Consider the following 23682-nt stretch of genomic DNA (forward strand, 5'->3'; position numbering starts at 1 on the left):
CCCTACCAAATGGTAGCTAAATGGTAGCTAAGAGTCAAGAGGATAGCTCAAAATAAGTCTACATAAGCTGTGGCGGCATAGCCAAGTGGTAAGGCAGAGGTCTGCAAAACCTCCATCCCCGGTTCAAATCCGGGTGCCGCCTTTAAAAGAATACAAGCATTACAGGGCTTCTAAGTCCTTTTTTAATGGGAGTTGTAGGGTTTATTTGCAGAGCCTTTCGAGATTTTTGGGGTAATTTTGTCTAGATATAGAATTATATCGCCCTGCCAACGGTAGATTATTTATGAAAGGAGTTTACTGCAATGTCTACAACACCAACTACCCGACTAATTTTGGAGACTTTACTTCCCCATCTCAAAGTAGCAGCAACTTATGCCAAATTTCTTCAACCAAAAATTGCTGCACTTCCGGCTAAAGAACAAGGCAAAAACTTTTTTGCTGCTGCCCTTACTGATGCAGATGTGGCTATTCAAAATCTAATAGAAGTAGTATTACTGGCCACTTTTCCAGAGATTCGCTTTTATGGTGAAGAGTATGAAAGTTCTAACAACACCAAGTATTTTCGCGCTATCGAACTCGGTTCTGAAGGTGATTATTTAGTCACACTCGACCCGATTGATGGCACGAAGTTTTATATGGATGGACATTCTAATTATCAAATTATTCTCAGTATTCTAAATTCGGATGACTTTGAAGCAGTACTCGCCATTTCCCCTGCCGAAAATGTTTATTTTTATGCTTTTCGAGGCGAAGGTGCTTTTAAAGGGACGCTAGAGATGAGCTTAGAAGCCTGTGCCCCATTACACATAACATCTGCCAAACCTTCTATTTTGTTGGGATGGGGAATGAATTCTGTCGCACCTTTACTAAAAGATCAATATCAAATAATCGATATAGCAACTGATTACTCTAGTGATATTCAAATTCCCAATCTTAATGGTATTCTCAGTGGTGACTTGAGTGGAGCAGTCATCAAGTCGGGCAAATTTATTGATAGTGCTGCACTCGCTTTTATTGCCAAAGAGGCTGGCTGGATTGTAACTACTCTGGACGGTTCGCCTTTACCGCCACTGCACACTTGTAAAAACTATAGCCTGCCTGGATTGATAATAGCTGTCTCAAAATCTGTTCATCAAGATTTACTGAAAGCGATGCAAAGCGTAGCTATTTAATGTAAAAGCAACTGGATACCGTCTTCCACGACTCATATTCTTTTGACAAAATGAAAATCTGTATTGTTGGCGCGGGTGCGATTGGTGGATATTTAGGGGCAAAACTGGCACTGGCAGGTGAAGCAGTAACGCTAATTGCGCGTGGTTCTCATTTGGAGGCAATTCAAACAAATGGGCTGAAGTTGGTTATGGCAGATGGTTCCAGCCAAATTGCTACTCCGACATTGGCAACTAGCGATATCCAGTCAGCAGGGACACAAGATGTAGTAATTTTAACTGTCAAGGCTCACAGTGTACCTGCGATCGCACCCTCTCTCCCTACACTCTACAATCCTCATACAATTGTGGTAACAGCCCAAAATGGCGTTCCTTGGTGGTACTTTCGCAAGTATGGCGGTGAGTATGAAGGTACACGCATTCAATCTGTTGATCCAGATGGGATTATTGAAGCTAATATCGGTGCTGACCGCGCCATCGGTTGTGTTGTTTACCCGGCAACTGAGATAATTGAACCAAGCGTGATCAAACATATTGAAGGCGATCGCTTTACTTTGGGTGAAATCGACGGTGCTAAAACAGAACGCATCCAATTATTGGCACAGACTTTAAAACAGGCAGGATTCAAAGCACCAATCCGCAATCAGATTCGCACGGAGATTTGGATCAAATTGTGGGGTAATGTCGCGTTTAATCCCATCAGTGCCCTTACTGGTGCTACTCTAGAGGATATTTGCCGTTATCCCCTCACCCGTGAACTAGCGCGGCAAATGATGACCGAAACTCAAGCGATCGCGGAAAATTTGGGTATAAAGTTTGGCATCACTTTGGAACAACGAATTAATGGCGCAGAAAATGTTGGCGCTCATAAAACCTCAATGCTACAAGATATTGAAGCCGGACGCCCTACGGAAATAGATGCTATTGTTGGCGCGGTGGCAGAATTGGGAAAACTCACTCAAATTCCCACACCTTATATTGATGCTATTTATGCCAGCGTCAAGCTGCTGGAGGCGACCAAAGCCAGAATTTGACAGCCGTTGGTAAAGCCTTTCGTAGAGAAGGACGACTTGTACTGAGCGTAGTCGTTCGCGCAGCGTCTCGCAGAGAAGTGTGGGCTACGCCAACGCATTTGTTATTTCGGCGAACCCATTTGTTATTTCGGCGAACCCATTTGTTATTTCGGCGTACTCATTTGTTATTTCGGCGAACCCATTTGTTATTTCGGCGAACCCATTTGTTATTTCGGCGAACCCATTTGTTATTTCGGCGTACTCATTTGTTATTTCGGCGTACTCATTTGTTATTTCGGCGAACTCATTTGTTATTTCGGCGAACCCATTTGTTATTTCGGCGTACTCATTTGTTATTTCGGCGTACTCATTTGTTATTTCGGCGATGCCTGCGGTGGTCACTGAGCTTATTGCCTTGAGCGTACTCCTACGGGGATCTTGCTACGCGTAGCGTCTCCAAGAGTTGGCGAAAGGTGTCGAAGTGCGGGCTACGCCAACGCATTTGTTATTTCGGCGTGTCCATAACGCACCCTACGAAACTACTAGAATTGAAACCTATGCTAGTTATACTTCTATGTACACCGTAAAATCTGGTAGATAAGGACGCAAAGAGAAGGAAGAAATACTTAACCGAACTGTATTGAATTATATAATTATCAAGTCTATGAAGAAAAAGAAAGTATGGCTATTAACGATACTGGTTGTAGCAGTAATAGGAATCAGCATCATCACAGGACATAGTAATTCTCTAAAAGCTGCCTCATCTTTAGGTAAAGACACGCTGACGATAATTACTTCCCCAGATTATCCCCCTTATGAGTTTTATGATACGAAAGGAGGCGATCGCCAAATCGTTGGCTTTGATATAGATATTGCCAAAACCCTTGCTGAAAAACTAGGGTTTAAACTTCAAATAATGGAATCCGATTTTAATGGATTAATTCCTGCACTCCAAGCAAATCGCGCTGATTTTGTAATGGCTGGGATGACTCCAACTCCAGAACGTCAGAAAAATGTTGATTTTTCAATTATTTATTATGAAGCTAAAGATACGATTGTCGCTCCTAAAGGTAGCAACCTAAAGCAGCCCCAAGACTTATCAGGAAAAAAGGTTGGGGTACAACTAGGAACCATACAAGAACAAAATGCCCAGAAAATTGCTAAAAAAGTTGCGGGGATTCAGCTAAAGCAACTCAACAAAGTGCCGGAAGTAGTTCAAGAAATCAAATCTGGGCGAATTGATGCAGCAATTGTTGAGGATACAGTCGCTAAGGGATTCGCTCAAGCTAACCCAGATTTAGAATTTAATATTATTCCCTCAGAGGAGGCAAGTGGATCAGCGATCGCTTTTCCCAAAGGTTCTTCTTTTGTCGAACCGTTTAATAAAGTCCTTCAAAAAATGAAGGACGATGGCACATTGAATAAACTTGTAGCCAAGTGGTTTTCACAGAACGCCACCGCCAATCCTGCATCCTCAACTCCTGCCAAAGGCGGATTAAATCTCGACTTCACCAGAATTCTTCCAGATATTCCCTTTATTCTGCGGGGAATCCCTTTAACTTTGTTGTTTACGCTATTATCTGTATCCTTGGGGTTAATCTGGGGAACAATCCTGTCTCTATTAAAAATTCTTGGCATCAAGCCGCTTACCTGGGTTGCTAACGCCTACACCTCTGTTTTCCGAGGCACACCTTTGTTATTACAGTTGGCGTTGGTTTATTACGCAACACCCCAGCTTACAGGCTATGACATTTCAGCATTGCAGGCAGGGGTGCTAACTTTTACCCTGAATTCTGGTGCTTATATGTCGGAAACCATCAGGGGTGGGATTCAGGCGGTAGATAAAGGGCAAAGTGAAGCGGCGATGTCTATGGGTGTTCCCTATTGGTTGATGATGTGGGATGTGATTTTACCGCAAGCATTGAAGAATATTCTCCCCGCATTGGTAAATGAAACTATTGGATTGCTCAAAGATTCCGCACTTGTTTCAACAATTGGGGTAGTGGAAATATTACGCAGCGCTCAAATAGTTGGTGCAAATAAGTATATTTATTTTGAACCACTGCTATTTGCCGGATTAATCTACTATGTTTTGGTAATGGGTATGACTTTGGGTGCATCCGCTTTAGAAAGGAGGTTACGAGAAAGTGAGTAATGTAGTAATTCGCACGGAATTCTTATCTAAATCCTTTGGTAAACTTGAGGTACTCAAAGATATTTCCACTGAGTTTTATCAGGGGGAAGTGGTTGCTATACTAGGCCCTTCTGGTTCAGGTAAGTCTACCTTTTTACGATGCATAAACTTGCTAGAACAACCCACTAGAGGAAGAATCTACTTTCACGAGCAAGAAATTACCAAGCCCAAAGCAAACATCGCTAAAGTACGCCAGCATTTGGTGATGGTATTTCAACATTTTAATTTGTTTCCTCACATGAATGTGCTGCAAAATGTCACCTACGCACCCATCAAGGTAAAAGGAATAAACAAGCAAAAAGCAGAAGAACATGGCTTAGAATTGCTTGCTAAGGTAGGTTTAGAGCCAAAAGCATCTGTCTATCCGTCCAAACTATCCGGGGGACAGAAACAGCGAGTAGCGATCGCCCGTGCATTGGCAATGGAACCAGAGATGATTTTGTTTGATGAACCCACCTCTGCCTTAGATCCAGAAATGGTTAAGGATGTGCTGGAAGTGATGAAAGCTTTAGCCCTATCTGGAATGACAATGGCGATCGTTACCCATGAAATGGGCTTTGCAAGAGAAGTTGCCAATCGAATTATGTTCCTCGACCAGGGAAGTTTAGCAGAAGATGCTACTCCTGGCGAATTTTTCCAAAATCCTCAGTGCGATCGCGCTAAACAGTTTTTGGAAAAAATGCTTTAGAACATCAAAAATTTGCCGCTTTTTTTGTATTCTTGAAACTTTTCCAAAACAGGGCGATCGTTTGGCATTAACGTAGGTAAGTCTGCCAAATCAAAAAATTCTAGCGCCACCGATTCTCCATCTAAACAAGCGAGGCTGCCTTGCCATTCAACAGCTGGCAAAATCAAATTGAAGGTTTGGACGCGATCGCCGTTAGGATAAGTTACAGTTTCAAAGGCTGGGTTGGAAGAAAACCCCACAGCTGCAAAACGCTTAACCGTTAAACCAGTTTCTTCAAAAACCTCTCGTGCTGAACATTCTTCGGCAGATTCACCCACTTCTGGATAGCCACCAGGTAGCCCCCAAAGTTTAAAATCACTTCGTTTTTGCAACAGAACGCGCCCCAAGTTATCCTCGATAATCACGTATACGCTAAATAATAGAAGTAGGCGATCGCCTACAACTTGTCGTAACTTGCCGAGATAAGAGTCTGACCAATTCGCCATAATCTTAGAGAAAGTTTATAAAGAAAATCTAAAGGTAGCAAATAGCGATCGCCAGAAAACAGGATAATGCAGCTGAATTAACATTTAACTTAGAACTATGGCATCTACACCCAGAATCCTCGCCTTTGCTGGCAGCACCCGGATTGATTCTTACAACAAAAAATTGGTAAAAATCGCGGCGGCTGGCGCGAAGGCAGCAGGCGCAGAAGTGACTTATATAGACCTCCGCGATTTGCCACTACCTCTGTTTGATGAAAATTTGGAAGCTCAAGAAGGACTACCTGCCAACGCCCGCACTTTTAAGGAGTTGATGATTTCTCATCAAGGATTGCTGATTGCTTCGCCGGAATATAACAGTTCCCTCACAGCAGTTTTGAAGAACGCCATTGACTGGGCATCCCGTCCATATCCAAATGAAGCGCCTTTGGCTTTGACTGCTTTTGCAGGTAAAGTTGCTAGCATTATGAGCGCTTCCCCAGGCGCTCTTGGTGGTTTGCGGGGGTTGGTTCACCTGCGCTCTATCTTGGGAAACATGAAAGTTTTGGTACTTCCTGATCAGGTAGCCGTACCCAAAGCTTATGAAGCCTTTAATGCTGATGACACGTTAAAAGATCCTAAACAGCAGCAATATATTGAAAAGCTAGGCGATGGCTTAACAAAGATATTGCTGAAGCTTAATTAAACTCTTTAACTTGATAGTAAATAACGAATACCTATGATTAACACAAAGATGCCATACAGCTTTTTCATTAACTCGGTGCTAATAAACGGCTGATTTGCAAACAATGCCCCGAAGAAGTTACCCACGATTAAACCAACTGCAATAATTAGGGCATATTTGATATTAAGATTACCGTTGTGGTGGTAAACTAAGGCTGCTAAGATGCCGATTGGCAAAATTTGAGCAGCCACAGAAGTTCCTGTAGCTAATTTCTGATCCAAACCAATTACTAACACCATTGCCGGAATCATAATTGCGCCGCCACCAATACCAAACATCCCGCCAGCAACGCCAGAAACTAAACCGATTAACAACAGTTGAATGAAGATATTAGACATAAAAAATTGTCGCTAGATTGCAAATTATAAATTAATATTTTTGGAAAAAAGTGATTTTGGTAGCATTCCATGCACACCTTTTTGGGGACTGTTCACAACTTGAGTTATGTGAAAATTCACAGCTAAACTACACAATACATAAGCATCTTCTGGCGACAAATTTATGAAGCGTTCCAGAAAATCAATCATGTTTTTTAAAGCCAGTTCTAAGGCTTCATCTAAGGTTTGAGCAAAGCCCATTGTAATGATATGAGTTGGAGTTTCGGCAATTGGTGTTGTCAGTTGCAAATCCTTGCGAAGTTTGAGGGTAATTCTACCGTTCATCGAAGTTTCAATGGCGGTAACATTTACTTCGCCGTCTCCTTGTGCAGAATGCCCATCACCAATAGAAAATAATGCACCTGGGACAAAAATTGGCAAAAATAAACGAGAACCAGCTTGCAGTTCCCGATTGTCAATATTACCACCGTAAGAACCTGGTGGGACAGAAGTTCGAGAGGTTTCTGGGGTAGCGACACCAAGAATTCCAAAAAACGGTTTGAGAGGAATTTTTATGCCAGCACCCGCCGGAAATTCTGCGATATTGTTTGTTAAATCTAGAGGGATGAATCTCAAAGCAGGTTGAGGAAACTGATCTGGTAAAGCTCCCCAACCTGTACGAATGGCATTAAAGCCAACAGGTAATCGAGGTGCGATCGCATCTAATTGTACTTCTAAAACATCCCCTGGTTCGGCATCGCGCACATAAATCGGCCCTGTGAGTAAATGCGGCCCCCCAGCAATTTTGCGTTCTGGTAGAAGATTTTGGCAGATATCGAGAAATTCTGGTGTAACAAACTCAGGTGGTGCTTTGTCGTAAATGTAGTAACCAGTATAAGTTTCTACGTCAACTGTATCGCCAGAATCAATAATAAGTGCTGGTTCTAGCAGATGGGAGAAACCACCTAAATGCACAGTTTCTTTTGAGGCTTTTAAAATGTAATGAGTCATATTATATCCAACTAATTATTCCTACAAAAAACTCTCTGCGTCAGAGTATCTTCCTAAACAATAAGTCTTGAAGCTGTTTTTCAACTTCCGTCATTCCGTCAAACCTCAGATGAAAGGATGCCTACTAATACTCGTACCAAATCTTCTAAACCTTCAGGAACACGATAAAGTTTAATATCTTCTGTAATTAGCTTCTGTTGTCTATTGAGTGTACCAAATTTCCAGTCATCTCCATTAGTAACTGCGCCAAATAAAATTAATGATTTATCATCTAGAGACTGATCCAAAGCGATTAATTCTACTGCTAGCTGTGTAAACCCTCTTCTGATATCTGATTGTTTTGCTTCAATCACCAATAGGGAGTTAGATTTATGTAAGTAATAATCCAAAGTACCTTTGAGCTTTTCATTTACATTAAGTGGATACTCGCTATATAGTTGAGCTTTTGTCTGATCGCAGATTTCAGCAAGAATAGGAGCAATCATAAATTCTCTAATTGATATCTCAGCCGTTGGGTTAAAAAGCTTTATATTGCGCTGTATATAATTGTGTAAAAATTCTAAATAGCTAACCTCAGCAAAGTATCTTGGTAATTTTAGCTCTGTGCGCTCGTAGCTGTACTCAAACTCAGCTACTATATCTATTGTTGGGTTAGGTAACAAAAAGTATTGATTAAAAGTGTAACTTTGCTCAGGTTTTAAAATTTTATATTTGCTCATAATCTTTATCGTGAATAAACCGCATCAAAGATATTACGAATTACAAATTACGTTAGCGTAGTGGGGCGTAACCCATTACGAATTGGTATCATTATCTCAATAATTTGCTAAACTCCAACTTTGGGGATAGCAAATAAAAACAATTTGAGCATCGGGAATTTGGAGGGGGTTGCAGAGTGGCTGATGATCAACGCATAGTCAATACACAACAGATTCATCCAAGAGATTTTTCATGGAGATTATGGCCTGTTGTGCCACTCTACCCTTATGGCAGGCGGCAGACAATCCGCAAAGAAGTGGTTAAGGACACAATCTGGAATTTTGACCAGATTCAGGGCATTTTCTACGTTGTCGTGCCGATTCGCATGACTGTGGTTAAGCTAGAAGCCGGGGGTCTTCTGGTCTATGCGCCTGTTGCACCAACTATAGAGTGCATCCGGCTTGTGAATGAGTTGGTGGCGGAACACGGTAACGTTAAATACATTATTTTGCCAACTATCTCTGCTATAGAACACAAAGTCTTCGTCGGCCCCTTCGCTAAATACTTTGGGACTGCACAGGTGTTTGTGGCTCCCCATCAGTGGAGTTTTCCGCTAAATCTCCCCCTTAGCTGGCTTGGCTTACCCCCAAAACGCACTCAACTACTACCAGAAGATAGTAGTAAAACACCCTTTGCTAACGAGTTTGATTATGCGATGCTAGGCCCCATTGAGCTTGGGCCTGGTCGGTTTGCGGAAGTTGCTTTTTTCCACAAGCGATCGCATACTCTTTTAGTAACAGATTCTGTGCTTTCTATCCCAGAAGATCCACCTGCGATCGTTCTATTAGATCCATATCCCTTACTATTCCATGCCAAGGATGATGCTAGTGATATTGTTGCAGATATTCAAGTAAATCGCCGTAAGGGTTGGCAGCGGATCTCATTATTTGCTTTGTATTTTCAACCAAACGCACTAGATATCCGCCAATGGAGTCAGGTGTTGCAAGATGCCTTGAAAGTACCAGAACGCTCAAAGAAAGCTTATTTTGGATTGTATCCCTTTAAATGGCAGTCAGATTGGGAGCGATCGTTTGATGCGCTGCGAGGTGATGGGCGTTTATTTGTCGCACCAATTTTACAGACGCTGATTCTCAACCGCGCACCCAAAGAAACCATTGACTGGGCTGATAAAGTTGCTAGTTGGGACTTTGAGTGGATTATTCCCTGCCACTTTGATTCACCGATTAAAGCCCAGCCGCATCAGTTTCGCCAAGCTTTCTCTTTTTTGGAAAAGCAGCCTGCTGTCAGTAGGGTTTTGTTCAGCAGTAGCAGCTATCCCTTACCAGAGGAGGATTTTAAAACACTTAAGAACATTGATGCAGGTTTAAATAAGTTTGGGATTGTGCCAGCAGCAAAGGATAAAGTGTAAGAGAATTTTTTGTAACTTTAAGAAAGTGATTAATGATGATTGAAATTTCTCGATCTATGACAAATCGAATAAGACTCAAGTTAGATGATAAAATATCTGAATCAATAAAAATCACTTGCTCAAGAGGAAATATAGTATGTTAAGTACACTTTAGGGTATTGTTGTTGCATAGATTGCTTTTTGAGCATCAAGATTGGTATTTCCTATTGCTGGAAATTTAATTCATGCAGTATTACTTTTAGCTATTGGGGTTGCAATTTATAATGTTTTCAAGGTGCAGGATGTGTAAATCAATAACTCATGACAGTTAAAATCTAGTATTCAGAAGTCAAACGGATTTTCTGGCTGGCTTTTACATTTAATTTGTGTACTTCAGTAACAGGAATTACGCAAAAATCGGTAAAAAACTTAATTTATCGAACCACAACTTAAATAATGATCAACAGAAGAATAAGTGACAGTAATGGCGAATCCTAGAGATACAGACAGTGGATGGTCGCAGTTAACTCGTGGTGCACCATTGGCAGTAATGGTAGCTTTGGTACTCTACATCCTATACCAACTTTTACCAGTATTAGAACTTTTAACTATTGCAGCATTGATTGCTTTAATTTTGCGAACGCTATTAAGGTTTTTGCAAAAGTTAGTCAAATCACAGGATCTTGCTGTTCTGTTATTAATTGGATTAATCGTCGGATTTATTGTAGTATTAGCTACTGTAGTCCTACCTAGTGTAACGTTTGAGTCTCAAAAATTAATAAAAACGTTACCAACTTATCTCAATAGATTGACAGGAGATGTTGAGCAACTACGTCAGAGATTCAGTTTTATTCCAGACATTTCCCAAGCACTAATACAATTACGGAACTTGACCGACCAGTTACTGGCTGGAGTACCAGTTTTCTTAGGTGAAGCTTTGAGTTTAACTGTGGAGTTGGTAGCGACGTTAATTCTAGCGCTTTACATGGCTTACGATCCTAATTCCTTAGTGAAAGGGATTTTAAGATTAGTACCAAGGCGACATCATCCGCGGTTTAAACGAATCCTTAAGGCTTGCGAGACAAGATTGCGGGGCTGGATTTTTGGGACAGGGATAGCAATGATATTTCTGGGTGCTGGAGCAACCTTTGGACTTTTGATTTTGGGGATTCCCTCAGCCCTACCATTTGGGATTATTGCAGGTTTATTTGAAATAATTCCTTACTTTGGTTCGATTATTGGTGCTTTTTTACCAGCATTAATAGCATTGAGTATTTCACCGCTAAAGCTAGTATTTGTGCTGATACTTTTCTTTGTAATGAATCAAGTAGATGCCCATGTTGTTCAGCCTGTGGTGATGGGTCAGCAAGTTAATATTCACCCAGTAATGGTAATTGTGACATTTCTGGTAATGGGTAAGTTATTTGGATTTATTGGTATACTGCTTGCAGTGCCTGCGGCAGCGGTGATAATTACGCTGATTGATGAGTTTACGCTTGAAGAACCGACTTTAGAGCAAGTAGCAATTGAAAGTAGGACAGATGTGAAATTGAACGACTAAATGAGCAATTCTTTAGCTAACTATTAGAAGCCATAGTTGATCAAGGTAAACGTGCATGATTTCCGAAAAGCCAGCTGATAAGGATTATTGAGTCTTAAGGTTTGATTCCCTTAAACCTTTCTTGCGCCGCCTGGAACGCTTCTTGCATTACCAACTGAATTTTTTGGGGATCAGGTTTCTTACCTCCCATTAAATCACCAAAGTAAACGCAGGCTGCTTCCCCTAGTGCCCAGGTATAGGCGGCTGCCCAAGAGGCTGCGATCGCACTACCAAAACCTGGTATAAATTTAATTAACTCTCGAGCAATTGCCTGTGCTAAAAAACCACCTGCGATCGCACTCACAACGCCTCCCGCCTGAGATGGCGTAACTGTCTGCCCATATAATTTACCCAACAGACCCACCATTGATCCTTGCAAGGCAGTGAGTACGGGCATTGTGGCAAATGGTAGAGGTACAGCCGCGACGGTAGCAGACATAATCGAAAATGGCAAAATATAACGGCGGGCAGCGTCTCGGTAAAGGTTGCCAAGTTGCTTACCAGTTTCTTCTTGATCCAATAGTTGATAAATCGCCTGGGCTTCTGCTTCTGGGAGTAATTCTGCCAAGGAATCTCTCAGGGCTTCTAAGCCATAAAATACCGGATTATAGCCATCTTCTTCTAAAGTAAAGTCAATGAGTACAGAGCGATCGCTTATTCCGGCAAAGGCTTGTTGCATTGCGGCAAATGCGCGGTTGACTTCTTGATAATCTGGTGGATAGGCAGGATGATCGACGGTATTGAGAGGATAAACCTCATGCAAGCAAGTAACCACCAGCAAACAGGGAATATTTGGATATTTCTGGCGCAACTGTTGAGCAATTTGTCGTAGCGTGTCAGTTGCAAAATCATTGATTTTGACGGTAAGAAGGAGGATTCTAGCAGAACGAGTTTCCTTTTTTAAATCGCCAACTAACTCCTGAATAATTGCCTGAGTATCTTGTTTAACATCACCCAGTCCCACCGTATCAGTAAAAATCAGCAACGGCAGGTCATTGGAAGGATAAGCATAGCGCTGGGTGTGTTGCGTATGAGGACGAAATCCCTGACCGACAATATCGGCAGATACTCCTGTCAATCCCCGGACAATTGAACTTTTTCCGGCTTGGGGTTTACCAATCACGAGGGCTTCTGTGGTTGGCAGTTCAGCTCGGACTTTCTCTAAAATCTCTGCAACCTGAGTTTCGTTCACACTAAACCATTCAACAACCGTTTGTGCCAGTTGTTCTACGGGTAAGAGTTGCGTTAAGCGTGTTGTTGCGTTGTTCCAGACACCAGCAATGCGGTTTGTCCAGGAATTATCGACCGACTTGGTTGTTGCTCCATCGGTCGGTTTACTCAATTGCTGAGAATCAGTTGACGGTGAGTCAGCATCACGTTGCTCAGTCATTTCTATGCAAACGGTAGATAGCTGTCTTTAATTTAGGACACTTTATGGTGTTTAAGATTGAAATTGTTGATAGATAAGATTCTTTTATTCATTTTATAGCGATTACCCCCCTTAATTCCCCCTTGGAAAGGTGGGAAACAGGAAATCCAGTTCCTTCCCCAATGCATCGGGGAAGGTTAGGGTGGGGTAAAATCTTGGTTAATCATCAGCTATTTCAGACTTGTGTATATACCGTAGCTCCGTTTTGGAGAGGGGAGTTTGGCTTTTCCAACCTTACAAAGGTTGGGGGGTTGGTTTTTGATTACTGAATCGATGTTCTAGACGAACCGTCGCCGTAGAAGAACGGTAGCACCAGCAAATTATTGTATCGACTGACAATGCGATTGTATCGACTGACAATGTGATTGTATCGCCTGACAATGCGATTGTATCGCCTGACAATACGATTGCATCGACTGACAATGCGATTGTATCGACTAACAATGCGATTGTATCGACTGACAATGCGATTGCATCGACTAACAATACGATTGTATCGCCTGACAATGTTAATACAACACTAAAGTTATGGAAAGACTCTCAAACACTTACTTGTATCACCTTGGCTCAATTAAATCAGCGATCGCCTTTACCAATACATCTGGATCTACTGGTTTAGAAATATGCATTTGAAATCCTGCTGCTAGTGCTTGCTGCTGATTCATTTCGCCTGCATAAGCCGTCAGAGCGATCGCTGGTACGCGTCCTCCAAGTTTGGGCGATCGCGCTCTCACTTCCCGCATTAGCATATAACCGTCTGTCTTTGGCATTCCAATATCGCTAATTAAAACATCTGGTATCGACTCAGACAGCGCTTGTAATGCTTCCTGTGCTGAGGATACGGCGGTTACTTGCATACCGTAGTCTTGCAAAATAAAGGTAATTAAGTCACGGATATCGGGTTCATCGTCCACCACCAAAACTTGAGTGTTTGAGAGTAGCGAGGATTCCGGCTCAGAATCTAAAGACTCATTCTCTTCACACCTGACATCTTCACTTCTGACTAAAAGGGGTAACTCAACAGTGAAAGTGGCACCCGATCCTTCTCCAGGACTTTCGGCTTGAACTTTTCCCCCATGCATTTCTACAACCTTACGCACGATCACTAATCCTAAACCTAATCCACCAAATGTTCGAGTAGTTGTGCCATCAGCTTGGCGAAAATAATCGAACACATAAGATAAAAAGTCTGGCGAAATTCCCTTACCTGTATCGCTAACCTGAATTTGAGCTTGGTTAGCAGCTTCCATGAGTCGAATTTCTACCCGTCCTCCTGTTGGTGTAAATTTTACTGCATTGGAGAGCAAGTTCCACACAACTTGCTGAAGCCGATTTGGGTCGCCCATCACTTGTCTTAAAGTGGGATCAAATATGGTCTGAATTTGAATTGATCTAGCTTGTGCCGCTAGTTGTACTGTCTTTAGTGCTGCTTCAACCACCATTACCAAGCTTACCGGACAGATATTTAAGTTTAATTTTCCTTGGAGGATGCGAGACACATCCAACAAATCTTCAATTAGCTGGGTTTGTAACTTGGCGTTGCGTTCAATGGTTTCCAAGGCGTGGTTAGTGGTTTTTTCATCAAACTTGCGACTCCGCAGCATTTTTGACCACCCCAGAAGGGAGTTGAGTGGGGTTCGCAGTTCATGGGAGAGAACCCCCAGAAATTCATTTTTGATTTTGTTGGCGATTTCTGCTTGTTGGCGTGCTGTTTTTTCGCGTTCGAGGAGGCGATCGCATTCTCTCTCTGCTAATTTGCGTAAGCGAAGCTCGTCGGAGACATCGGTAATATCGAGTACAAAAGCAACATAATTATCCTGGGAGTCATTCAGCAAGGCTATCCTCAAAACAATTGGGACTCGTTTCCCGTTGGGGTGGAGGTACTCTTTCTCATAAATTCTGGAAACTCCAGTAGTTTGCACCTCTAAAAGGGCGCGATCGTCTAAATCCTTATACTCGACAGGAGTAAGTTCTCTCCAATTAATTCTATCTAAGGTGGCGAACTGATCACGAGTGTAGCCAGCTAGTTGAAGAAAGGCATCATTGGCATCAATAATAAAGCCATCCACATTCCAGAAAGCGACCCCGATCAGATTAGATTCAAATAAACGCCGAAATCGCGCTTCACTTTCACGTAATGATTTTTCTGCCCGTTTGTGTTCGGTAATATCGCGATAAACACTAATTACGCCTTCAATAGTTTGATTAGAATTCCGTAATGCTGTGAGGATATATTCATAATAATGTACTCCATTAGCGGTAAGATATTCACACTCATCCTTAATCGGCTGCCCAGTTCTCATCACAGCTTGTCGTTGATTATCTACCTGCTCTACAAGGTCTGTAGGTAAATCCAGTTCTGGCAAAGTTTTTCCGATGATATCCTGGGGCTTTAAGCCTAATATAGTAGCTCCATCACGGCTGACATACTGATAGCAACCTCTGCGATTAAAGATATAAATGTGATCGACTGATGCAGTGAGGATAGCATTTAAAATATTTGCCTGTTCTTGGACTTGGGTTGTTAGTTCACGAGTACTTTCTTCTGCCTGCTTGCATACAGTAATTTCCATACAAACTCCGATCATTCGCACCGCTTGTCCCTGATCGTCATAAATAAATTTTCCCTTGGCAGAAATCCAATGTACACTTTGATCTAATCGAACTATACGAAATTCATTGTTATAGTCAGTCTTTTGTCTTAAAGCCTGGGCAATAACTTGCATTACAGATTGCCTGTCTTCACGATAAACGCATTTCAGAAACGCCTCATAAGTGCCCTCAAAACTCCCTGGAAGCAGACCAAAAAGCACTTCATGATTTTCAGACCAGATAACTTGATTGGTAACAATATTCCAATCCCACAAGCCCATCTGGGAAGCATCTAGAGCTAGCCTAAGCCGTTCTTCACTCTCCATCAGGGAGACTTCTACCTGCTGTCGCTGTGCAATTTCTTGTTGGAGTTGCTGTAAACTCACCGCCACATCTGTTGGTAGATTAAAGGCTGTAGATATTCCCTGTTGAAGATGCGATTGAATGCCATACTCAACAACTTTAATTTGGGGATTCTGTATTGCTGTTGCCAGTTCTGTTTCTAGTTTTGTTAGTTGTTCCTCAAGCGCTGCTTGCCTTTGTTGATAAGATATTTCTGATTGCTCTAACTCAGCCACACGCTGCCGCAGAACTGTTAATTCATCAGTGACTTGAAAGTTAGTTTCATCAACATTTGGCATCTTCTACACCGCTCATAACTCAACAATACCGATTTGAAGAGTAGGCATCCTCTAGCTTTAGCAGTATGGATTTTTTCGCTTAAAAATACAATCCATCAAAAGGTACATAGAAATTTTAGCAAAAGACATTCTCTAATATTTAGAGCGATGTCTAGCAACAAGACGCTTGGAATCCAGCAGTGATTTAGTAATCACTCATCTTTTCAATCGCATGAAAGCTGCACCAATCAATAATCCCCCAACCTGCCCCCAGAAAACAACACCCGATTGATTTACACCAGCAGGGGGAATATTTAAACTGCCTATACCATAAAATAATTGTTGCCCAAACCACCAAAATATATAGAAAAAGGCTGGGAGTTCGATGGGGATATACAAGATTATTAGCGGCAAAATTGTGTCAATTTTAGCTTTAGGAAATTTCATAACATATGCTCCTAAAACAGCTGCGATCGCGCCATTTGCCCCAATCAATGGTACTGTCAAACTCGGTTCAGCCAGAATTTGGACTATCCCTGTGATCACGCCAGCAGCCAGATAAAATCCTAGATAGCGTCCATGTCCCAGAATATTTTCTACAGTTTTCCCAAAAACCCACAAAAATAACAGATTTCCCAATATTTGACTAAAACTGCCATGTATAAATATTCCCAAAAGTAGTGATAATGTTTGCCAAATTACAATTATCCAAGCAGCATTGTTGAAGAAGACTGCATTTGTAATTGCGTTACTAATTTGGGCTGGAATCACACCCCAACTATTTACAAAATACCCCAATTCATCACTAAATTCTAGTTTAAGTTCCCATAAAAATATGGCAACATTAATGCCAATCAGCCAGTAATTAATAGTCGGTTTACTCCGACAACGAATATTATCACTAATAGGAATCATACTAATTCGTAATAATGTTTAAAGACTCGCTAACGTAATTTGTAATTAAGAAACACCAAACAAGTCATGATCCAAGCGGTTCCCTATCTTCTCCCTACTCCCTCGTCCCCACTCCCTCACTTCTGCTTAACCTGTGGCAAGATTGAAATCAGATCGCATCGCACTTAACTAGGCAAACGAGATGCTAGGAAACACACTTGTTGGAAGATACCAAATTATTAGTAACTTGGGAGGAGGGGGTTTTGGTGAAACATTTGTGGCTTATGATACTCAATTACCCGGATCACCTCAATGTGTTGTCAAGAAACTTAAGCTTCAGGCAACTGATCCAGTAACTTTGGAGACAGCTAGGCGTTTATTTGATACAGAAGCACAAGTTCTATATAAATTAGGAACTCACGATCGCATTCCCCAACTTTTAGCTTATTTTGAGGAAAATGCCGAATTCTATCTCGTACAGGAATTAATCGAAGGCCACGATTTGAGTCAAGAATTAATACTAGGTAAAACTTTAACTCAAGACCAAGTAATTTCACTTTTGCAAGAAATTTTGACAATCCTAGAATTTGTCCATCAACAGAATGTAATTCACCGTGATGTTAATCCCGGAAATATCCTCAGACGCCACCAGGATGGCAAATTAATCTTAATTGATTTTGGTGCAGTTAAACAAATTACTACCCAGGTGATTACTCCTGAAGGCTCAACTAGAGGTACCGTTGCTATAGGTACGCCTGGATATATTCCTAGTGAACAAGCTCATGGTACACCAAAATTAAGCAGTGATATCTATGCTGCGGGAATAATTGCTATTCAAGCTTTGACTGGATTATCACCAGAGGAAATAGTAAAAGATGCTGATACTAATGAAATCATCTGGCACAATCAAGCCACGGTAACGCCAGAATTCGCTCGATTCTTAGATAAAATGGTGTGCTACGACTTTCGGCAACGCTATCCTTCGGCAACGGTAGCATTACAAGCGTTGAAAGAGTTAACCCAACCACCTGTTCAGACAATAGCGTTAACTCCTATTTCTCCACCAAAGAATATAACCAAACCCCAACCTAAAAAAGGAATATTAGTTAAAATTTTACTAGCAATATTTTTAATTGGGGTTAGTGGAGTAGCATCAATATTTATTTTTAATTACATTAATTCAAATAATGCCATAGAATTATCTAAGCAAGGAAATACATTTTTGGATTTGCAACGCTATCAAGACGCATTAGAAGTATATGAAAAAGCCATTAATATTAGACCAGATTATGCTCAAGGATGGAATGGTCAAGGCAAAACACTGTATAAATTAAAAAATTATAAAAAAGCATTAGCTGCATATGATAAAGCAATTCAAATTCAGCCAGATTATTTTGAAGCTTGGAGCGGACGAGGCTTTGTATTGGTAAGTTTACAGCGATATCAAGAAGCGATCGCCTCTTTTGACAAAGCTTTACAATTAAATGATAAAAACTCAGAAATATGGAATGCTAAGGGTGAAGCTTTAAGTAATTTAAACCAATATGATCAAGCAATTAAATCTTATGAAAAAGCGATTGAATTCAAACCAGATAATTACGAAGCTTGGTATAAAAAAGGATTAGCCTTACAGAATTCTCAACAATATGAGCAAGCGATCGCAGCCTATGAAAAAGTCGTTGATTTCAAACCAGACTACGAGCAAGCTTGGTATAATTGGGGAAACTCCCTAGTCAAGTTGCGACGCTACAGAGATGCGTTCACAGCTTATGATAAAGCAGTGCAATACCAGCCAAATTATTATCAAGCTTGGTTGGCGAGAAGTAATATCCTCATGAATTTACAACGTTATCCAGAAGCGATTGAATCTTTCAATCAAGTAATTAAATACAATGCTAGTAATTATCAAGCATGGTATAATCTGGGCTGGTCGCTGCATCAAACCCAGCGCTATGAAGAAGCAATAAAATCTTATAATAAAGCAGCAACACTTAAGAGAAACGACTATCAACTATGGTATAATTTGGGAAATTCACAATACAGTTTGCAGAAATACGCAGATGCGATCGCATCTTATAATAAGGCAGTTCGTTATAAACCAGACCATTCCGAAAGCTGGTATAACAGAGGTAATGCCCTATTAAATTTGAAACGGTATCAAGATGCGATCGTATCTTACGATCAAGCAATAAAATATAAGCCTAATTACCAACAAGCAATAGACGCCCGCAATCAAGCCCAGATTCAACTGCAAGGCGAGAAACCAAAGCCTATAATTGTGCCGATTATCCCAGTTCCTAATCCTACTAATCCACCGCAGACGACACCTTAGTATACTGTGGTGTCAGTTTGCCGATTTTTAACAAGGGGATTTTACCCCTTGTTTCGAGAAGTGCTATATAAAAGCGGCAGCGTGCAAATGTTGTAAAGTACGAGCTTGTCGAGACTGTAAAATAGGACTTACGCAAAAATTGCCAAAAAGCTTAATTTATCGAACCGCCAAGACGCCAAGAGCGCCGAGAATTCGTAGAGTGTGCGTAAGTCCTATAAAATTACAAAAACAGACCTTTGACACTTATGATATTTACTTTTTCTGCTGATTTTGTTTCTAATTTAGCCTGATTGTTTAAATATTAGGCGATCGCGATTTTATCTCAAAGGCTTGCCTGATTGCACATATCCCATTGATTGGTTTGTTGGTGTGCGATCGCTTATTATCCAAAACTTATGTATTAACAACACTTCTTAGAAGTAAGAATTAGAATTATAGATTTTCAAGAATATTTGTAAATAAAAAATTATAATCCACAGCATTACTATAAATTTCTTGACTATTTTACCAAAAGCTGTGAGCATCGGTAATTTCTTGGGCAATCTAAAGATAACCTAGAATTTTTTCTTACCGAACTATGTGATTAAGGAGCTAACCCTTGATACAACAAAACTCCAGCCTATCATCATCCGACAAAGGAAATCAGCCCTCGCGAAATTTACTGATTCGATTTATTCTTGGCGGCACTACCCTTGTAGTCAGTATTTCTGCTTATTTCAGTTATCAAGCTGCTAGAAATTTGATGCTGAAAGATTTGAGACAAAGCGCTTTTGTAGAGGTACAGAGAGGGGTTACTAAAATTGATCAGTGGTTATACGTTCGCCAAGTGGAGGTAGAAACCCTAGCTAATACTTCAACTGTCCGCTCCTTAAATTGGTCTGTGGCAGACACCTATTTAAAGGCAGAAGTTAAGCGGATCAATGAATTTTTCCTTTTCCAAATAGCTAATCCAGATGGTTCATATTCCAATACACAAGTTGGTCGATCAAATAAAAATATTCAGGATCGAGACTACTTTCAAAAAGCAATTTCAGGAAAGAGAAACATTTCTGACCCCTTCATTAGCCGTTCTACAGGAATTCCTTTAATTGCGATCTCCACCCCGATCTGGTCAAATTCTGCTAGCAGTAGTTCACCGATTGGCGCTTTCCAGGGCAATGTGAGAGTCGATCACATTGCCGAGGTTGTCAACTCCCTGCACTATGAGACGAACAGTTATGCTTTTGCCCTCAATTCCCAAGGACAAGCAATCATCCACCCTAACTCGGCGTTAATGTCAACCTTAGAAAAACCTGCACCCAGCCTGCTGAAAATGGGCGATCGCAATTTAAATGCGATCGCCCGGCGGATGGTAAACAAACAACAGGGAATTGAGTTGATGGAAATTGACGGTACTAAAAAGTATGTAGCTTATCTGCCGTTGCAAGCCGCTAATTGGTCTGTGGCTTTGGTGATTCCCCGCCAAAATATCGAATCTCGATTGCAATTCCTCGATTTGATTGCCTTAATTGTCGGTGGACTGACACTCACCATGATTACTGTCTTGTGGCAGGTGCAAGCATTTGAACAAGCTCAACTGAAAAAGTCTAAAGCTGCATCTGATACAGCCAACCATGCTAAAAGCGAATTTTTAGCCAACATGAGTCATGAACTGCGAACGCCCTTAAATGGCATTCTTGGTTGTGCCCAAATTTTGCTGCGTTCCCCAGCTTTACCTAATCAAGAGCAATATCACGTCAATATTATTGAACAATGCGGCTCTCATCTGCTGACTTTAATTAATGACATTTTGGATCTCTCCAAAATTGAAGCGAAGAAGCTAGAACTGTATCCCCATGATGTGCATTTCCCATCTTTTCTCCAAGGAATTGTCGAAATATGCCACATTCGGACAAAAGAAAAGGGCATTTTGTTTGTCTATGAACCCGCGATCAACTTGCCTACAGGGGTTCATGTTGATGTCAAAAGATTACGTCAGGTGCTATTGAATTTGCTGGGAAATGCCATCAAATTTACAGATGAAGGTCAGGTTACTTTCAATATTGAAGTAATCGATCAACCTCCTAATGATGGGCAGACAGTGAAACATCGCCTTCGCTATACTGTAGAAGATACGGGAATTGGTATAACTCCTACAGAATTGAGCAAAATTTTCTTGCCATTTGAACAAGTAGGTGAGAAAAAGCGCCAAGCTGAAGGCACAGGGCTGGGTTTAGCTATTACTCGGCAGTTAGTGCAGATGATGGGTAGCGATATCCATGTTAAGAGTCAGATCGGTCAAGGCAGTAGCTTCTGGTTTGAGTTGGAGATTCCCAAAGCGAATGACTGGGTACAATCTGCGATCGCTGCATCAGAGAAACAAATCATTGGCTTTGAGGGTAGCCCCTACACGATTCTGATGGTTGATGATCGCTGGGAGAATCGCACAGTGATTACAAACTTACTGCAACCACTGGGTTTTAATGTAGTTGAAGCCAGCAACGGTAAAGATGGTTTAGAAAAAGCGATCGCCCTCAAACCAGACTTAATCATCACAGATTTGCTGATGCCAGAAATGGATGGGTTTGAATTAATTAAACACCTGCGTCACACTCCAGAAATTCAGGATGTCTTGATTATCGTCTCTTCCGCTAGTGTTTTTGAAGCCGACCAACATCGCAGCCTGCAAGCTGGAGGTAACGCCTTCCTCAGCAAACCTATACAGGTAAATGAATTATTGCATCAACTAAAACAATATTTAAATTTGGTATGGATTTACAAGCAATCTCAGCCTGATGGAGAAAAAGCCAAAGAAGCAACGACAGCAAATAGCCAATCCGCTCAATTAACCTCTCCTTCCCCCAAAGTGTTGCAGGAACTAGTCACCTTAGCTAGTAAAGGTAACTTCAATGCCATTCTCAAGTGGACTGATCAACTTGAGGAAACAGACACAACCTTCGCGCCATTTGCTAAGGAACTACGACAACTAGCAAGGCAATTTGATGAAGATTTAATCCTCAGTTTCTTGAGTCAATATGCGGTGGAAACAGTATGAAAACGACTATTGGAGACCAAAATAATTTTATCAATTACGCTCCTTCTAGAGGAGTTGTTTTAATTGTTGATGATAACCCTACCAATTTACAAGTTTTATCCAGCTTTCTGGATCAGTCTAACTTTGAAGTTTGGGCAGCACGCAGCGGTGAAAAAGCCCTTCAGCGATTAGAAAATGATGATTTACCTGATTTAATCTTGCTGGATGTAATGATGCCGGGTATCGATGGTTTTGAAACCTGTAAACAGCTAAAAAGCAATCCTCGTGTCCAAGATATTCCGGTCATTTTCATGACAGCCCTCTCAGAAACTGCTGATAAAGTTAAAGGTTTGCAATTGGGAGCCGTAGACTACATTACCAAACCTTTTCAGCATGAAGAAGTCTTGGTGCGGATCGAAAATCACCTAAGACTGAGGAATTTAACGAAAACCTTAATTGCTAAAAATGTCGAATTACAACAGACTCAAACTCAACTGATTCAAGCAGAAAAGGTAGCAGCTTTAGGTCAACTGACAGCAGGAATTGCTCATGAAGTTAATAATCCTATCAATTTTATAGCTGGCAACTTAAATTTTGTTGAACAGTATGTACATGAGATAGTTAATTTACTGTATCTCTATCAAAAATATCTGCCAGAACCACCAGATGAAATTCAAAATGCAATTCAAAAAAGCGATCTAAACTTTTTGTTAAATGATTTATCTAAAATTATTCAATCCATGCAAGTTGGTACAGATCGCGTTACAGAAATTGTATCATATTTGAACAACTTCTCACGACACAGAGAAGATGGTAAAAAATTAGCTAACTTGCATGAAGGGTTAGAAAGTACATTACTTATTCTCGGACATCGGTTTAAACAAAATGTTAACCAACCAGCTATTCAACTAATCAAAGAATATGGAGATTTGCCACTTGTTGAGTGTTTTGCTGGCGAAATTAATCAGGTTTTTATGAATTTAATTTGTAATGCGATCGATGCAATTGAAGAAAAAAATAAAGACATTAATACAACTTATCAAAATACTGGAATTATTAAAATTAAAACTGAGGCAATTGGAGAGCAAGTTATTTTAAGAATTGCCGACAATGGATCAGGAATAAATAACGCAGATCAAACAAAAATATTTGACGTTTTTTACACAACAAAACCTGTCGGGAAAGGAACAGGGCTTGGTCTATCTATTGCTTATCAAATTGTGGTTAATAATCATCACGGCAAGCTCACATACGATTCCAAACCAGGTGAAGGTATAGAGTTTATCATTGAACTACCCATCCAATAAATGAGAATTTACAAACTAAATAAAATAAAACATCACTTTTTTATGTACTAGAACACCAATTCAGTAATCCTGAAATAACCTCTCCCCCAACCCTGGTAGGGAATAGGTTGGGGGGTTTCTCTCGAAAAGAAGTCCCTGACTGGGAATGCCTAATGGGAGGCTCTGCCTCAAGACTATATGTAACAAGTCC

19 protein-coding genes and 1 tRNA gene are annotated in these 23682 nt (G+C 40.9%); 11 read left to right on the forward strand and 9 right to left on the reverse strand.

Features of this window, described 5'->3' with window-relative positions; translation table 11 throughout:
* Positions 1–71 precede the first annotated feature (71 nt).
* The 3 genes from V7K35_RS12225 (at position 72) to V7K35_RS12235 (ending at position 2203) form a co-directional block, all read left to right on the forward strand.
* Positions 72–142, forward strand: a tRNA-Cys gene (locus tag V7K35_RS12225).
* A 160-nt stretch (positions 143–302) separates the two neighbouring features.
* Positions 303–1172 carry an inositol monophosphatase family protein gene (locus V7K35_RS12230; protein ID WP_335079259.1) on the forward strand — a complete coding sequence of 290 codons (870 nt, stop codon included), beginning with the start codon at positions 303–305 and terminating at the stop codon, positions 1170–1172.
* 50 nt (positions 1173–1222) lie between these two features.
* Positions 1223–2203, forward strand: coding sequence for a 2-dehydropantoate 2-reductase (locus V7K35_RS12235; protein ID WP_335079261.1), 981 nt, complete (start codon positions 1223–1225; stop codon positions 2201–2203).
* Positions 2204–2287: 84 nt separating this feature from the next.
* On the opposite strand, the gene V7K35_RS12240 is transcribed toward V7K35_RS12235, so the two are convergent.
* Positions 2288–2584 carry a hypothetical protein gene (locus V7K35_RS12240; protein WP_335079263.1) on the reverse strand — a complete coding sequence of 99 codons (297 nt, stop codon included), beginning with the start codon at positions 2582–2584 and terminating at the stop codon, positions 2288–2290.
* A gap of 262 nt (positions 2585–2846) precedes the next feature.
* Here V7K35_RS12240 and V7K35_RS12245 point away from each other — a divergent pair, with 262 nt between their 5' ends.
* Together V7K35_RS12245 and V7K35_RS12250 are read left to right on the forward strand one after the other, a co-directional pair.
* Positions 2847–4337: an ABC transporter permease subunit gene (locus tag V7K35_RS12245; protein WP_335079265.1), complete on the forward strand. Its 1491-nt coding sequence runs from the start codon at positions 2847–2849 to the stop codon at positions 4335–4337.
* A complete protein-coding gene (locus V7K35_RS12250) occupies positions 4330–5064 on the forward strand; it encodes an amino acid ABC transporter ATP-binding protein (protein WP_335079267.1) in 735 nt (244 codons plus the stop codon). Before V7K35_RS12245 ends, V7K35_RS12250 begins: the two co-directional genes overlap by 8 nt.
* Here V7K35_RS12250 and V7K35_RS12255 read toward each other — a convergent pair.
* Entirely contained in the window at positions 5061–5549 is a 489-nt protein-coding gene (locus V7K35_RS12255) for an NUDIX domain-containing protein (protein ID WP_335079269.1), read from the reverse strand. The two genes, V7K35_RS12250 and V7K35_RS12255, sit on opposite strands and share 4 nt — an antisense overlap.
* A 97-nt stretch (positions 5550–5646) precedes the next feature.
* Here V7K35_RS12255 and V7K35_RS12260 point away from each other — a divergent pair, with 97 nt between their 5' ends.
* Positions 5647–6231 (forward strand): NADPH-dependent FMN reductase, encoded by a 585-nt coding sequence (locus V7K35_RS12260; protein WP_335079271.1) that lies wholly within the window; start codon positions 5647–5649, stop codon positions 6229–6231.
* A 5-nt stretch (positions 6232–6236) separates the two neighbouring features.
* Here V7K35_RS12260 and V7K35_RS12265 read toward each other — a convergent pair whose 3' ends face one another.
* The 3 genes from V7K35_RS12265 to V7K35_RS12275 all read right to left on the reverse strand — a co-directional run bounded on the left by V7K35_RS12265 (position 6237) and on the right by V7K35_RS12275 (position 8317).
* Entirely contained in the window at positions 6237–6608 is a 372-nt protein-coding gene (locus V7K35_RS12265; protein WP_334796077.1) for a sulfite exporter TauE/SafE family protein, read from the reverse strand.
* Between the two features lie 24 nt (positions 6609–6632).
* On the reverse strand, positions 6633–7598 hold the full coding sequence (locus tag V7K35_RS12270) for an acetamidase/formamidase family protein (protein ID WP_335079273.1): 966 nt from the start codon (positions 7596–7598) through the stop codon (positions 6633–6635).
* A gap of 98 nt (positions 7599–7696) precedes the next feature.
* Complete coding sequence (locus V7K35_RS12275; RefSeq protein ID WP_335079275.1) at positions 7697–8317, reverse strand: hypothetical protein; 621 nt, start codon at positions 8315–8317, stop codon at positions 7697–7699.
* A 176-nt stretch (positions 8318–8493) separates the two neighbouring features.
* Here V7K35_RS12275 and V7K35_RS12280 point away from each other — a divergent pair, with 176 nt between their 5' ends.
* A complete protein-coding gene (locus V7K35_RS12280) occupies positions 8494–9726 on the forward strand; it encodes a DUF4336 domain-containing protein (RefSeq protein WP_335079277.1) in 1233 nt (410 codons plus the stop codon).
* A gap of 463 nt (positions 9727–10189) precedes the next feature.
* On the forward strand, positions 10190–11266 hold the full coding sequence (locus tag V7K35_RS12285; protein ID WP_335079279.1) for an AI-2E family transporter: 1077 nt from the start codon (positions 10190–10192) through the stop codon (positions 11264–11266).
* A gap of 94 nt (positions 11267–11360) precedes the next feature.
* Here the strand turns inward: V7K35_RS12285 and V7K35_RS12290 are convergent, their stop codons facing one another.
* From V7K35_RS12290 to V7K35_RS12305, 4 genes are all read right to left on the reverse strand, one after another.
* Complete coding sequence (locus V7K35_RS12290; RefSeq protein WP_335079281.1) at positions 11361–12695, reverse strand: GTPase family protein; 1335 nt, start codon at positions 12693–12695, stop codon at positions 11361–11363.
* 273 nt (positions 12696–12968) lie between these two features.
* A complete protein-coding gene (locus V7K35_RS12295) occupies positions 12969–13220 on the reverse strand; it encodes a hypothetical protein (protein ID WP_335079283.1) in 252 nt (83 codons plus the stop codon).
* 71 nt (positions 13221–13291) lie between these two features.
* Entirely contained in the window at positions 13292–15967 is a 2676-nt protein-coding gene (locus V7K35_RS12300) for a PAS domain-containing hybrid sensor histidine kinase/response regulator (protein ID WP_335079285.1), read from the reverse strand.
* A gap of 195 nt (positions 15968–16162) precedes the next feature.
* Entirely contained in the window at positions 16163–16861 is a 699-nt protein-coding gene (locus V7K35_RS12305; RefSeq protein ID WP_335079287.1) for a rhomboid family intramembrane serine protease, read from the reverse strand.
* A 181-nt stretch (positions 16862–17042) separates the two neighbouring features.
* Here V7K35_RS12305 and V7K35_RS12310 point away from each other — a divergent pair, with 181 nt between their 5' ends.
* The 3 genes from V7K35_RS12310 to V7K35_RS12320 all read left to right on the forward strand — a co-directional run bounded on the left by V7K35_RS12310 (position 17043) and on the right by V7K35_RS12320 (position 23492).
* Positions 17043–19172: a tetratricopeptide repeat protein gene (locus V7K35_RS12310; protein WP_335079289.1), complete on the forward strand. Its 2130-nt coding sequence runs from the start codon at positions 17043–17045 to the stop codon at positions 19170–19172.
* A 598-nt stretch (positions 19173–19770) separates the two neighbouring features.
* Positions 19771–22206 (forward strand): hybrid sensor histidine kinase/response regulator, encoded by a 2436-nt coding sequence (locus V7K35_RS12315; RefSeq protein WP_335079291.1) that lies wholly within the window; start codon positions 19771–19773, stop codon positions 22204–22206.
* A complete protein-coding gene (locus tag V7K35_RS12320; protein WP_335079293.1) occupies positions 22203–23492 on the forward strand; it encodes a hybrid sensor histidine kinase/response regulator in 1290 nt (429 codons plus the stop codon). The genes V7K35_RS12315 and V7K35_RS12320 overlap by 4 nt, the downstream gene beginning before the upstream one ends.
* Positions 23493–23682: the final 190 nt, after the last annotated feature.

It is taken from the genome of Nostoc sp., from assembly GCF_036917275.1.
Lineage (GTDB): Bacteria > Cyanobacteriota > Cyanobacteriia > Cyanobacteriales > Nostocaceae > Nostoc.